Genomic DNA, 12,696 nt, shown 5'->3' with positions numbered 1-12,696 from the left:
GCCTGCGGCCCATGGACGGAGCCGGAACACGGCATCGGTCGTTGTCAGGGCAACAGTCTCTGCCTAAGACGGTGGCCATGGAAAATAATGAAATCACGATCGCCGCGGGCGGTAATGTCAAATGGCGCTGGCCCTCCGTCCATCCCGAGGGGATGAAGTTCGGCCTCATCGCTGCCGCGATCACTGCGGTCCTGTTCCTGGTGGGTTGGGACATTGTCGGCTGGCTGATGCTGATGGTGACGATCTGGGTATTCGCCTTCTTCCGCGATCCCGTGCGCGCGGTGCCCCAGGATGAAGGCGCGATCATCGCGCCGGCCGATGGCTTGGTGACGTTGATCCAGCGCGTGCCGCCGCCGCGCGAAATGGCGGGGCCGGACGGGCTGGGCGACCAGCCGCTGATCCGCGTATCGATTTTCATGAGCGTGTTCGACGTCCACATCAATCGCACGCCGATCGGCGGGACGATCAAGTCGGTCGTCTATATTTCGGGCAAGTTCCTCAACGCCGATCTCGACAAGGCGAGTGAGGATAATGAGCGCCAGCACATATTGGTCGAGCGGCATGACGGGCTGCGCATCGGCTTCACCCAGATTGCGGGGTTGGTCGCCCGGCGCATCGTGCCGTTCGTCAAGCCCGGCGACATGGTCGCGGCAGGCCAGCGCATCGGCCTGATCCGCTTCGGCAGCCGCGTCGACGTCTACCTGCCCGCTGGCACCGCACCGCGCGTGATCCTGGGCCAGCGCACAGTCGCGGGCGAGACGATCCTGGGCCAGATCGGCGATGCGCGCGTCGTGCCGGGCATCCAGCAATGATGGCGGCTTTGCTTTCCCTCCGCGCCAGCCATGGTGCGATGTCAGCGGGCATCTGGTCCTGCCTTGGTTCACGCGCAAGCCCCGCGCCCGCGTGCATTCGATCGGCGGTGCGGCCATGAGCCGCCAGCGTCGCGCCATTCCGCGCGGATTGCGCCGTGGCATCACCTTGCGCATGGTCGCGCCCAACGCCGTGACCGCCATGGCGCTATGCTTTGGCCTGACGGGCGTGCGCTATGGCATTTCGGGGGAGTGGGAGCGGGCGGTGCTGTCCATCCTCTTCGCCGGCGTGCTGGACGGGCTCGACGGCCGCATCGCGCGCCTGCTGCGCGGGGAAAGCCGCTTTGGCGCGGAACTGGATTCGCTGTCCGATTCGATCGCCTTCGGTGTCGCGCCGGCGCTGATCCTGTACCTCTGGTCGCTGCACGCCATGCCGAAATTCGGCTGGATTTTTGCGCTGGCCCATGCGCTGTCCTGCGCGCTGCGGCTCGCCCGCTTCAACGCCAATATCGATGCGGACGAACAGCCCCACAAGTCGGCCGGCTTTCTGACCGGCGTTCCCGCGCCGGCCGGGGCAGGGCTTGCCTTCGTGCCGCTCTATCTCTGGCTCGTGACCGGCGCCGACATTTTCCGCGCCTGGTATGTGGTCGCCCCCTGGACGGCCTTCACCGCTTTCCTGATGATTTCCAGCGTCGCCACCTACAGCTGGTCGGCGCTCCGTTTGCGCAAGCGCATCCGATTGGAGGCGATCGCGGTGGCGGGGCTGCTGGCGGCGCTGCTGGTGACCGACCCCTGGCTAACCCTGCTGATCCTGTGCGCGGGCTATATCGCGCTTATTCCCTTCGGTATCCTGTCCTATGCGCGCGTGAAGCGGCAACGGGAAGCGACCTCTGCCGTCTGATCCTCAGGCGGCAAACAGCGAAGATGAGGCGGGTGCGGCGGCATCCGCCTTGCGCAGCCGATGCGTGACGCGCGGTCGGCTCACCCGGATATGATAGACTTGCGGCGTCTGGGGAATGGGCTGGAACAGAAGGGCTGCCACCATCTTGTCATGATAGGCTGCAAACATCCAGGCGATGGTCCCAGCCGCCAGCAGAAAAGCGGCGGAAAACAAGGTTGCGGCAACAAGCGTGAACATCGTCGTCACTTTCCGTCTTGCCATTTGCACGGCATGGCTCACTATGACGGTTCGAACGGGCGTTAACCGTTTTTGTTCCGTCTGTTCCCCTTATGTTCCTGTTTCAGGCGGGCGTCAACCCTTGCCACGCGCTTTTTTCAGCGCTAAAGGCGCGCCCATTCCACATGGGAATCACCATATCCGGTGCCGGACCGGCCTTTCAGGTCGCGCGACGGTTCCCGATTCCCAGAGGTAGCAACCGGAAGGAGAAAAGATTATGGCGACCCCTGTCGTCACCATGCACCAATTGATCGAGGCTGGCGCCCATTTCGGCCACCAGACCCATCGCTGGAACCCGCGCATGAAGCCGTATATCTTCGGCGAGCGCAACGGCATCCACATTCTTGACCTGTCGCAGACCGTGCCGCTCTTCGGCCGCGCGCTCGACTTCGTGTCGGCCACCGTCGCCGCCGGCGGCAAGGTGCTGTTCGTCGGCACCAAGCGCCAGGCGCAGGACCCCATCGCCGAAGCCGCTCGCAAGTCGGGCCAGCATTTCGTCAACCATCGCTGGCTGGGCGGCATGCTCACCAACTGGAAGACCATTTCGGGCTCGATTAAGCGCCTGAAGACCCTCGAGGAAAAGCTGTCGGGCGACACCCACGGCTTCACCAAGAAGGAAGTGCTCCAGATGACTCGCGAGCGCGAGAAGCTGGAACTGTCGCTGGGCGGCATCCGCGACATGAACGGCATCCCCGATGTCATGTTCGTGATCGACGCCAACAAGGAAGAGCTGGCGATCAAGGAAGCCAACACGCTGGGTATTCCGGTCGTCGCGATCCTCGATTCGAACGTCTCGCCCGACGGCATCGCTTTCCCGGTTCCGGCCAATGACGACGCCAGCCGCGCGATTCGCCTCTATTGCGAAGCCGTCGCCGCTGCCGCCACCAAGGGCAACCGTGGTGCGCAGCAGGCCTCGGGCGTCGATCTGGGTGCTCTGGACGAGCCCGAAGTCGAGCAGGTTGTCGCCGAAGCCTAAGAGCGTCGCGCAACTGCAAACATGACAGGCTAGGGCGCGCTCCACCGGAACGCGCCCAGTGTGTATCTAGATTACCTGTGCATCTAAATTACCTGTGCATCAAAATTACCGCCTGTTTGAAACATCGAAACTTAGGAGCCGAAACATGGCCGAGATTACCGCTGCCGCCGTCAAGGAACTGCGCGACCGTTCGGGCGCGGGCATGATGGATTGCAAGAAGGCGCTCACCGAAGCCAATGGCGACCTGGAAGCCGCGACCGACTGGCTGCGCGCCAAGGGCCTGGCCGCCGCGCAGAAGAAGTCGAGCCGCACCGCCGCGGAAGGCCTTGTCGGTGTCGCCGTCGCCGGCACCAAGGGCGTGGCCGTCGAAGTGAACAGCGAAACCGATTTCGTCGCCAAGAACGACCAGTTCCAGGATTTCGTCCGCACCGTGTCGGCCGTCGCGCTGGAAACCGGTGCTGCGGACGCTGAAGCGCTGTCGAACGCTGCCTATCCGGGCGGCGGCACCGTCGCTGAAAAGCTGGTGTCGAACATCGCCACCATCGGCGAGAACCAGACTGTCCGCCGCGTCGGCCATGTCGAAGTCAGCCAGGGCGTGGTCGTCCCCTATGTCCACAACGCCGCTGCGCCGGGCCTGGGCAAGATCGGCGTGCTCGTCGCGCTGGAAGGCGATGCGCCCGCCGACGTGCTGGAGCCGCTGGGCAAGCAGCTGGCCATGCACATCGCCGCTGCCTTCCCGCTGGCGCTGTCGGCCGATGACATCGATCCCGCGCTGCTGGAGCGTGAACGCGCCATCGCCGCGGAAAAGGCCGCCGAATCGGGCAAGCCCGCCGAGATCGTCGCCAAGATGGTCGACGGCGCGGTCGCCAAGTTCGCCAAGGAGCAGGCGCTGCTCAGCCAGCTGTTCGTGATGGACAACAAGACCCCGGTCGCCGACGTTGTCGCCAAGGCGGCGAAGGATGCGGGCGCGTCGATCACGCTGAAGAACTATGTCCGCTTCCAGCTGGGCGAAGGTATCGAGAAGGAAGTCAGCGACTTCGCCGCCGAAGTGGCTGCCGCCGCCGGCGTCTGATCCTTCGATCGGATCGAAAAATGAGAAAGGGCGCTCGCAGGAGCGCCCTTTTTTTGTGGCGCTGTTGGCTAGGCGACGACGCCCAGCTTGCGCCAGCGCTCCAGCGTCTGGTTGAGGAAGACAGCGGCGCGTTCCGGCGTGATGCCAGTGTCTCCCGCTGCCAGCGCGCCATCTTCCCCGCATGCCGCAGCCAAGGATATGGCGTCGGTCCGTTCCTCGGCGGCCAGCCAGGCGTCGAACAGCCGCAGATCGTCCGACGTTACGGCCACCGCCGATCCCAGCGCAGCGGCCGCGAGATGATCATAGCGGCGTCCTCGCGCCGCTTCGTTTGCGATACATTGATTGAGACCCTGCACCGCCTGGATCGGCGCGGGTGCGCTTCGCCCGATGCCTGCGATCCGCGCGTGCAGCAGCAGGGCGATGATCTGCAGCGCGTTCGATCGTCCCTGTTTGCGCATCGCCGGCAGCGCCAGCACGTCGCCCATCGACCGCGCGCCGGAGCCCAGTGCGGCGACGATCTCCGCATAGGCGGGCGCCTGCAAGGTGATTTCGCTGAAGCTGGTGGCGATGGTCAGGCTGTCGGCGTCCACCGGCTTCAGCAGGTGCAGCATCATCGCGTCGAGCACAGCGTCGCTTGCCACGTTGGCCGATGAAGTGGCGGGACGAAAGACGTCGCGGCGGAACGACTGGTTGATGACCAGGTCCTGCACATCCATGCGCAAGACGTTGCTCGCCTGCTCGGCGATCGTGGCGCGCAAGGGCGGCGGCAGTGCGCCGGGCAGCAGCGTTTCGGCCAGCGACGCGGTGCCGACAAACGCCAGACCCCCGTCGGCCACTTCCTTCGCGACTTCCGAATGCCAGAGCGGATGCCATCCCTCATGCAGATATTCGTGGATCAGGTAATTGCTGGCCTGCTGCTTGACCGCGGCAAGCCGGCTTTTGAGGCCGGGCAGGATGCGGAAGCTGTTGGCGCCGCCCGCCGCCAGCTGGTCGAACAGGGCGATCGACGCCTGCATGACGGCTTCGCTCGGCTGATCGCTTTCCTCCTTCAACAGGCGGCTGATATGGCGGAACGGGATCGATCCGAGCCAGCCGGGCTGCGCATTATAGCCGATATAGACAAGGCCACAGGGCGCGGTGGCGTGACCGAGGCAGCGGACGAGCGCCGCGCGCACCGGCGGCGTGATCCAGCTATAGACGCCGTGCAGCGTCACATAGTCGAACTGGCCAAACGCGGCGGGCCATTGCTGCGCCAGCGCGACGAAGTCGCCGTCGCTGAACTGGATGTTGGTGAGGCCAGCGGCCTGCGCTACGGCGCGGCCATGGTCGACATGTTCGGGCAGGAAATCGACGCCGACGAACTGGCCCTGGGGATTGGCGGCGGCCAGCAGGCATAAGCCCATGCCCTGGCCGCATCCCAGCTCAAGATAGCGGAACGGCGCGTCGCCGCTGGCCCTGGCGGGCGCGGACCCCGCCAATGTCGCTGCCAGGTCGAGCCAGTCGGGCGCCATTTCCGCGCAGAAGCCATAGGTGTAGCCGGCGGAGGCATCATAGCCGTGAAAATCCACCGCTGGCATGATCGCTTACCCCGTGCCGCTGATCTGCCGCTGGTTAGACAGGGCTTGCAGCCAGGGCGCAATATCGAAACATCGCCGGCAATATTTTGCTACATTGAGCGCTGCGGCTGGGTCTATTTCAGCGTGGCGAGATAATCGATCACGCGCTTGCGCTTGGCGGGATCGGAAAAGCCGGCGAACGGCATCTTGGTGCCCTTGACCATGGCCTGGGGATTGGTGAGCCAGGTGTCGAGCGTCTTGGCGTTCCAGCTGATGCCGGATTGCCTGAGCGCCGCGCTATAGGCATAGCCCGGCAGGCTTGCCGCCTTGCGGCCGACGACCCTCCGCAGATTGGGGCCGAAGCTGGTCTTGCCGGGCGCGGTGGCGTGGCAGGCGGCGCAGACGGCGAAGTCCGCAGGCGGCTGGGCGGCCGCAAGCGCCGGCCAGCTCAGCGCCGCCAGCGCGGCGGCAAAGGTCAAGCGATGGGGCATGAATCTCGTCGTCCAGAAAGGAAAGGGCGGCCCGACCTCCAAAAAGCCAGGCCACCCCACAGGCGGATCAGAAGCGATCCGCGTTCATCACCTTGGTCCAGGCGGCGGCGAAGTCGTCGACGAACTTCTGCTTGGCATCGTCCGACGCATAGACTTCCGCCACGGCGCGCAGCTCGGAATTGGAGCCGAAGACCAGGTCGACCGGCGTGGCCGTCCACTTGGCGGCGCCGGTCTTGCGATCCTTGCCGTCATAAAGGCCCGGCGTTGCCGCCTTGCTCCACACCGTGTCCATCGTCAGCAGGTTGACGAAGAAGTCGTTGCTGAGCGTGCCGGGACGCGTGGTGAGCACGCCCGCCTTGGTCGCGCCGGTGGTCGCGCCCAGCGCCCGCATGCCACCGACCAGAACGGTCATTTCGGGCACGGTGAGGTCCAGCGCATCGGCCTTGCCCACCAGCGCCTCGGCCGGCCCGACTTCCGCCTTTGCCGTATAATAGTTGCGGAAGCCGTCCGCCTTGGGCTCGAGATAGGCGAAGGAGGCGACATCGGTCTGGGCCTGCGCCGCATCGACCCGGCCCGGCGTGAAGGGCAGGCTGATGCGATGGCCGCCGCGCTGCGCCGCCTGTTCGATGGCGGCGTTGCCGGCCAGGACGATCAGGTCCGCCATCGACACCTGCTTGCCCGATTTGGCGAAGTCGGCCTGGATCGCGGTCAGCCTGGTCAGCACCTTGGCGAGTTCGGCCGGATCATTGACCGCCCAGCCACGCTGCGGGTCGAGCCGCAGGCGCGCGCCATTGGCCCCGCCGCGCATGTCGGTGCTGCGGAAGGTCGATGCCGAAGCCCAGGCTGCGCGGACCAGTTCGGGCGTGGTGAGGCCCGAGGACAGGACCGCAGCCTTCAGCTTGGCCTGATCGGCTTCACCAATGGCGGCGAAGCTGGGTTCGGGCAGCGGATCCTGCCAGCTATAGGTTTCGGACGGAATGTCCTTGCCCAGATAGCGGGCCTGCGGGCCCAGGTCGCGATGAGTCAGCTTGAACCAGGCGCGCGCGAAGGCCTTGCTGAACAGCTCGGGATTCTTCTGCCAGCTTTCCAGGACCTTGCGGAAACCCGGATCTTCCTTCAGCGCGATGTCGGTGGTGAACATGATCGGCGCGTGCCGCTTGTCCTTCAGATGCGCATCGGGCACCAGCTGCGCGGCGTTGGGATCGGTTGGGATCCACTGGGTCGCGCCGGCCGGGCTCTTTGTCTTGACCCAGTCGAAGTTCAGCAGATTGTCGATATACTGCGTCGTGAACTGGGTCGGCGATGCGGACCAGGCGCCTTCCAGGCCGGACGTCAGCGTATCTTCGGCCATGCCCTTGCCGCACTTATTGTGCCAGCCAAGCCCCTGTTCCTCCAGGGTCGCAGCGGTGGGTTCCGCGCCCAGGCATACGTCGGGCTTCTTGGCGCCATGCGCCTTGCCGAATGTATGGCCGCCCGCGATCAGCGCCAGCGTTTCCTCGTCGTCCATCGCCATGTTGCCAAAGGCCCGGCGGATGTCGGCGGCGGCGCCGATCGGATCATGATTGCCGCCCGGGCCTTCCGGGTTCACATAGATGAGGCCCATGGTCGTCGCCGCGAGCGAGCGCTTGAGCGTACCGTCCGGGTTGGAGCGGTCGGTGCCCATCATCTTGGTTTCCGGACCCCAGAAGACGACGTCGGGCTGCCAGGCGTCGATACGGCCGCCGGCAAAGCCCACGGTCTTGAAGCCCATATCCTCCAGCGCGACATTGCCCGAAAGGACCATCAGGTCGCCCCAGCTCAGCTTGCGGCCATATTTCTGCTTGATCGGCCAGACCAGGCGGCGCGCCTTGTCCAGGCTGACATTGTCCGGCCAGCTGTTGAGCGGGTCGAAGCGCTGTTCGCCGCCGTCCGAACCGCCACGCCCATCGCCCACGCGGTAGGTGCCGGCGCTGTGCCACGCCATGCGGATGAAGAAGGGGCCATAATGGCCATAGTCGGCCGGCCACCAGGGCTGCGAGGTGGTCAGCACCTTGCGGATGTCGGCCTTGACCGCTTCCAGGTCCAGGCTGTTGAATTCCTTCACATAGTCATAGTCGGCGCCATAGGGGTTCGACATGGATTCATGCTGGCGCAGAGCGGTGAGGTCCAGCCGGCTCGGCCACCAGTCCTTGTTGGTCATGCCGCCGGGCTTTTCCTTGACCGGGGGCTGCGGATTTTCGCTGACGGTCTCGGCTTCGGTCGCCTGGGTCTTCTTGGGCGCATGCTCCTGCGCGAATGCCGGCGTCATGGCCGCGGCGACGAGCAGCGCCAGGATAGAGGTGGATGTCCTTCGCATATCATTCTCCCTGTTTGGTGCAGGCGGGTGCCTTGGCTTTTGCGGATAGGGGCCGGCGGGAAAGAGGGAAAATTGATTGATCTGCTCACAATCATCGGCCTTGGCGATCAATCGGTACGCTATGGCAACAAGCAGGCGGGCAGGAGCGGGCGGATCTTCTTTTGTGCGCGAAGCGCTTTTCGGGCCGCAAACGCCGCTTGGCTTTGCCGCCGCGCCCGACTAAGGTCCGCGCCGCTTCCGCCCAATCGCCAAGGATGATCGACCGCCCATGACCCGGCCTGCTTTCAAGCGCATATTGTTGAAATTGTCGGGCGAAGTGCTGATGGGCCAGGGTCAGTTCGGCATCGAGCCCGAGACGGTCGCGCGCGTCGCGGGCGAAATCGCGGCGGCCAAGGATGCCGGCTTTGAACTGTGCGTCGTGGTCGGCGGCGGCAACATCTTCCGCGGCTTGGCTGGCGCGGCGGCGGGCTTCGACCGGGCGAGCGCCGACTATATGGGCATGCTCGCCACCGTCATGAACGCGCTGGCGGTGCAGAATGCGCTGGAAAAGCTGGGCTATGACACTCGCGTTCAGTCGGCGATCCCGATGGCGTCGGTGTGCGAACCCTATATCCGGCGCAAGGCGGTGCGGCACATGGAAAAGGGCCGGATCGTCATCTTCGCGGCGGGCACCGGCAGCCCCTTCTTCACCACCGACACGACGGCGGCTCTGCGCGCGGCGGAAATGAGCTGCGACGCGCTGTTCAAGGGCACCAGCGTGGATGGCATCTACAATGCCGATCCCAAGAAGGTGCCCGATGCCGCGCGCTATGACGAAATCGGCTTCGACCAGGTGCTGAACGACAATCTCAAGGTGATGGACGCCAGCGCCATTGCCCTGTGCCGCGAGAATAATATCCCCATCGTCGTCTTCAACATCCGCGAGACGGGCAATCTGGCCAAAGTGCTCGCGGGCGAAGGCGTGGCGACGATCGTGCAAAATCAGGAGCGTTGAAAGACCATGCCGCAATATAACAAAGCCGATCTGGAGCGCCGCATGGCCGGCGCGCTCGAATCGCTGAAGGGCGACCTTTCCGGTCTGCGCACCGGCCGCGCCAATGTGCAGCTGCTCGATCCGGTCACCGTCGAAGTCTATGGCGCGCACATGCCGCTCAACCAGGTCGCGACCGTGTCCGCGCCCGAGCCGCGGATGTTGTCGGTGCAGGTGTGGGACAAGAGCAATGTCGGGCCCTGCGACAAGGCGATCCGTTCGGCCGGCCTGGGCCTCAACCCGATCGTCGACGGGCAGACGCTGCGCCTGCCAATCCCTGACCTCACCGAGGAGCGCCGCAAGGAACTGGCCAAGCTCGCCAGCAAATATGCCGAAGGCGCGCGCGTCGCCGTGCGCAACGTGCGCCGCGACGGCATGGACAGTTTGAAGGCCGACGAGAAGAAGGGCGAAATCAGCGAGGACGAGCGCAAACGCCTGGAGACCGAGGTGCAGAAGCTGACCGACAGCACCATCGCGGACATCGACGCGGCGTCGAGCGCGAAGGAGAAGGAAATTCTCGGCCAGTAAGCCGGGGCTTTCCTTTCGCGGCCAACGCACGCATTGTCTTTCTGATGGCCACTCAAGCCCAGCCCGATCTGCCCAGCGTCGCGCCCCTGCACGGGGCGCGTCATGTCGCCATCATCATGGACGGCAATGGCCGCTGGGCCAAGAAGCGGCTGCTGCCCCGCATCGCCGGCCATCGCGCCGGGGTGGAGGCGGTGCGGCGCGTCGCGCGCGCGGCGCAGGACATGGGGCTGGAATGCCTGACGCTCTACGCCTTCTCCTCGGAAAACTGGAAGCGGCCCGCGAGCGAAGTCGCGGACCTGATGGGCTTGCTGCGCCACTTCATCCAGAGCGACATCGACGAATTCCACGCCAATGGCGTGCGGCTGAAGGTGATCGGCAATTATCGCGCGCTTGAACCGTCGCTGGTCGACCTGATCGACGGCGCAATGGCGCGCACCGCGGGCAATGGCGGCCCGGTCATCGCCATCGCGCTCAACTATGGCGCGCAGGACGAAATGGTCCGCGCGGCCCAGCGCATCGCGCAGAAGGTCGCGCGCGGCGAACTGGCCGCGCAGGACATCGCGATCGAGAATATCGACAGCGAACTGGACACGTGCGAGCTGCCGCCGCTCGATCTGCTGATCCGCACGTCGGGCGAATTGCGCCTGAGCAATTTCATGCTGTGGCAGGCGGCCTATGCCGAACTCTATTTCACCGACATGCTCTGGCCCGATTTCGACGGCCGCGCGCTGGCGGCGGCGCTCGACGCTTTCCGCATGAGGGACCGCCGCTTTGGCGGCTTGTGATCCATGGCCAGTGAACTTCGTACCCGCAGCATCGTCGGTGTCGCGCTCATCGCGCTGGCGCTGGGGGCGCTGCTGGCCGGCGGCCTGCTTTTCTGGCTGCTGCTGGTGGTGGCGGGCGTGCTGATGCAGGGCGAATGGGGCGACCTGACCGGCGCGACGCCCGAACAGCGAAAGGCGGCGATGTTCGCCGTCTCCATCCCGCTCGCCTTGCTGTGCCCGCTGGCGGCCGGCCTCGACTGGCCGGTGCTGGTCGCGGGCGCGGCGGCCTTCTTCTTAGTCGCCTTCACCAGCCGCAAGCCAGCTCTGGCGCTGGGCATCCCCTATGTCTGCCTGCCGGTCACCGCCTTGCTGTTCCTGCGCGGGGAGCAGCCCTATGCCTATGGGCTGCTGCTCGCCTTCTGGGCGCTGGGGCTGGTCTGGGCGACCGACATTGGCGCCTATTTTGCCGGACGCGCCATTGGCGGGCCCAAGCTGGCGCCGCGCGTGAGCCCGTCCAAGACCTGGGCGGGGCTGGCCGGCGGCGTGCTGGCGGCGCTGGTGCTGGGCTTCCTGCTCCATCGCTTCGCCGGCCTGCCGATCCAGCTGGCGGCGGCGAGCGGCCTGCTCGCCGTGGCGGCGCAGCTGGGCGATCTACTGGAAAGCGCGATGAAGCGGCGCGCAGGCGTCAAGGACAGCGGCGCGTTGCTGCCCGGCCATGGCGGGGTGATGGATAGGCTGGATGGCGTGGTCGCCGCCGCGCCGCTCGCCGCGCTGGTCTATCTGGTGCTGGCGCAGGCGGCATGAAGAGCGTCTCCATCTTCGGCGCGACCGGGTCGGTCGGCCTGTCGACGCTGGATCTGGTGCGGCGTGACCCCGACGCCTATCGCGTCGTCGCGCTGACCGCCAACAGCGATGTCGATGGCCTCGCCGCTCAGGCAAAGGCGGTCGGCGCGCAGATCGCGGTCATCGCCCAGGACAGCCTCTATGGCGCGCTTCGGGACGCGCTCGCCGGTTCGGGCGTCGAGGCGGCGGCGGGCGAGGCGGCGCTGGTCGACGCGGCGGGGCAGGGCGCGGACTGGACCATGGCCGCGATCGTCGGTTGCGCGGGCCTCCCGCCCACCATGGCGGCGCTCAAGGCCGGCGGCACGGTGGCGCTCGCCAACAAGGAATCGCTGGTGTCGGCGGGCGGACTGATGATGGCAGCCGCGCAGGAGTCGGGCGCCACGCTGCTGCCGGTCGACAGCGAACATAACGCGATTTTCCAATGCCTTGCGGGCGGCGCTGTCGACGATGTCGCAAGGATCATCCTGACCGCCAGCGGCGGCCCGTTCCGCACCCGCAGCCGCGCCGAGATGGTCGGCATCACCCCGGCGCAGGCGGTGGCCCATCCCAATTGGTCGATGGGGGCGAAGATCAGCGTCGATAGCGCGACGATGATGAACAAGGGGCTGGAACTGATCGAGGCGGATCATCTCTTCTCCGTCGGGCTCGACCGGATCGAGATACTGGTCCATCCGCAGTCGGTCATTCATTCGATGGTCGAATATCGCGACTGTTCGACGCTGGCACAGCTTGGCGCGCCCGACATGCGCATTCCGATCGCCCATGCGCTCGCCTGGCCCGATCGCATTGCGACGCTCTGCCAGAAGCTGGACCTCGCAACCATTGGCAGGCTCGACTTCGAAGCGCCTGATGCGGAACGTTTTCCCGCGCTGCGGCTCGCCCGCGCGGCCGCCGCGGAAGGGGGCGCGACGCCCGCCATCCTCAATGCCGCCAACGAAGTGGCGGTGGCGGCTTTCCTGGACGGCCGCATCGGTTTCCTTGATATTGCCATGATTGTGGAGGATGTGTTGGGCCGGTATAGCGCAGGGCGGCCCGGCACGATCGGGGACGTGCTGGCGGCCGATGCGCGGGCCCGCGACGTCGCCTGTCAGGTGATGCGGCAGGCCAGCTAATGG

The 12,696-nt window shown here is 65.9% G+C and carries 13 protein-coding genes; 9 read left to right on the top strand and 4 right to left on the bottom strand.

Features of this window, described 5'->3' with window-relative positions; genetic code table 11:
• The first annotated feature begins 77 nt into the window (after positions 1 to 77).
• Both ACGGKE_RS06630 and ACGGKE_RS06625 read left to right on the top strand, forming a co-directional pair.
• On the top strand, positions 78 to 812 hold the full coding sequence (locus ACGGKE_RS06630; protein ID WP_394441206.1) for a phosphatidylserine decarboxylase: 735 nt from the start codon (positions 78 to 80) through the stop codon (positions 810 to 812).
• Between the two features lie 172 nt (positions 813 to 984).
• Entirely contained in the window at positions 985 to 1,710 is a 726-nt protein-coding gene (locus tag ACGGKE_RS06625; RefSeq protein ID WP_394441778.1) for a CDP-alcohol phosphatidyltransferase family protein, read from the top strand.
• 3 nt (positions 1,711 to 1,713) lie between these two features.
• Here ACGGKE_RS06625 and ACGGKE_RS06620 read toward each other — a convergent pair whose 3' ends face one another.
• On the bottom strand, positions 1,714 to 1,947 hold the full coding sequence (locus ACGGKE_RS06620) for a hypothetical protein (protein ID WP_394441204.1): 234 nt from the start codon (positions 1,945 to 1,947) through the stop codon (positions 1,714 to 1,716).
• A 256-nt stretch (positions 1,948 to 2,203) separates the two neighbouring features.
• Here ACGGKE_RS06620 and rpsB point away from each other — a divergent pair, with 256 nt between their 5' ends.
• Both rpsB and tsf read left to right on the top strand, forming a co-directional pair.
• The gene (rpsB, locus tag ACGGKE_RS06615; RefSeq protein ID WP_228165745.1) at positions 2,204 to 2,962 is read left to right on the top strand and encodes a 30S ribosomal protein S2; all 759 of its coding nucleotides are present in this window, start codon (positions 2,204 to 2,206) and stop codon (positions 2,960 to 2,962) included.
• Between the two features lie 145 nt (positions 2,963 to 3,107).
• On the top strand, positions 3,108 to 4,034 hold the full coding sequence (gene tsf, locus ACGGKE_RS06610; RefSeq protein ID WP_394441202.1) for a translation elongation factor Ts: 927 nt from the start codon (positions 3,108 to 3,110) through the stop codon (positions 4,032 to 4,034).
• 68 nt (positions 4,035 to 4,102) lie between these two features.
• Here the strand turns inward: tsf and ACGGKE_RS06605 are convergent, their stop codons facing one another.
• The 3 genes from ACGGKE_RS06605 to katG all read right to left on the bottom strand — a co-directional run bounded on the left by ACGGKE_RS06605 (position 4,103) and on the right by katG (position 8,416).
• Entirely contained in the window at positions 4,103 to 5,611 is a 1,509-nt protein-coding gene (locus tag ACGGKE_RS06605; protein WP_394441200.1) for a methyltransferase regulatory domain-containing protein, read from the bottom strand.
• 113 nt (positions 5,612 to 5,724) lie between these two features.
• Positions 5,725 to 6,081 carry a c-type cytochrome gene (locus ACGGKE_RS06600; protein WP_394441198.1) on the bottom strand — a complete coding sequence of 119 codons (357 nt, stop codon included), beginning with the start codon at positions 6,079 to 6,081 and terminating at the stop codon, positions 5,725 to 5,727.
• A 67-nt stretch (positions 6,082 to 6,148) separates the two neighbouring features.
• Positions 6,149 to 8,416, bottom strand: a complete 2,268-nt coding sequence (katG, locus tag ACGGKE_RS06595) for a catalase/peroxidase HPI (protein WP_394441196.1) — start codon at positions 8,414 to 8,416, stop codon at positions 6,149 to 6,151.
• Positions 8,417 to 8,684: 268 nt separating this feature from the next.
• Here katG and pyrH point away from each other — a divergent pair, with 268 nt between their 5' ends.
• The 5 genes from pyrH to ACGGKE_RS06570 are packed head-to-tail and all read left to right on the top strand — an operon-like array spanning position 8,685 to position 12,693.
• On the top strand, positions 8,685 to 9,410 hold the full coding sequence (gene pyrH / locus ACGGKE_RS06590; protein WP_228165750.1) for a UMP kinase: 726 nt from the start codon (positions 8,685 to 8,687) through the stop codon (positions 9,408 to 9,410).
• Between the two features lie 6 nt (positions 9,411 to 9,416).
• Complete coding sequence (gene frr / locus ACGGKE_RS06585; protein ID WP_394441193.1) at positions 9,417 to 9,974, top strand: ribosome recycling factor; 558 nt, start codon at positions 9,417 to 9,419, stop codon at positions 9,972 to 9,974.
• A gap of 44 nt (positions 9,975 to 10,018) precedes the next feature.
• The gene (locus ACGGKE_RS06580; RefSeq protein ID WP_228165752.1) at positions 10,019 to 10,759 is read left to right on the top strand and encodes an isoprenyl transferase; all 741 of its coding nucleotides are present in this window, start codon (positions 10,019 to 10,021) and stop codon (positions 10,757 to 10,759) included.
• 3 nt (positions 10,760 to 10,762) lie between these two features.
• Positions 10,763 to 11,542 (top strand): phosphatidate cytidylyltransferase, encoded by a 780-nt coding sequence (locus ACGGKE_RS06575; protein WP_394441190.1) that lies wholly within the window; start codon positions 10,763 to 10,765, stop codon positions 11,540 to 11,542.
• Positions 11,539 to 12,693 (top strand): 1-deoxy-D-xylulose-5-phosphate reductoisomerase, encoded by a 1,155-nt coding sequence (locus tag ACGGKE_RS06570; protein WP_394441188.1) that lies wholly within the window; start codon positions 11,539 to 11,541, stop codon positions 12,691 to 12,693. Before ACGGKE_RS06575 ends, ACGGKE_RS06570 begins: the two co-directional genes overlap by 4 nt.
• The last annotated feature ends 3 nt before the right edge of the window (positions 12,694 to 12,696 follow it).

This window comes from Sphingobium naphthae (assembly GCF_043589935.1).
GTDB classification, from domain to species: Bacteria; Pseudomonadota; Alphaproteobacteria; order Sphingomonadales; family Sphingomonadaceae; genus Sphingobium; species Sphingobium naphthae_A.
Note: the sequence above shows the minus strand (reverse complement) of the source record. Positions and strands in the feature narration are given on the sequence as shown.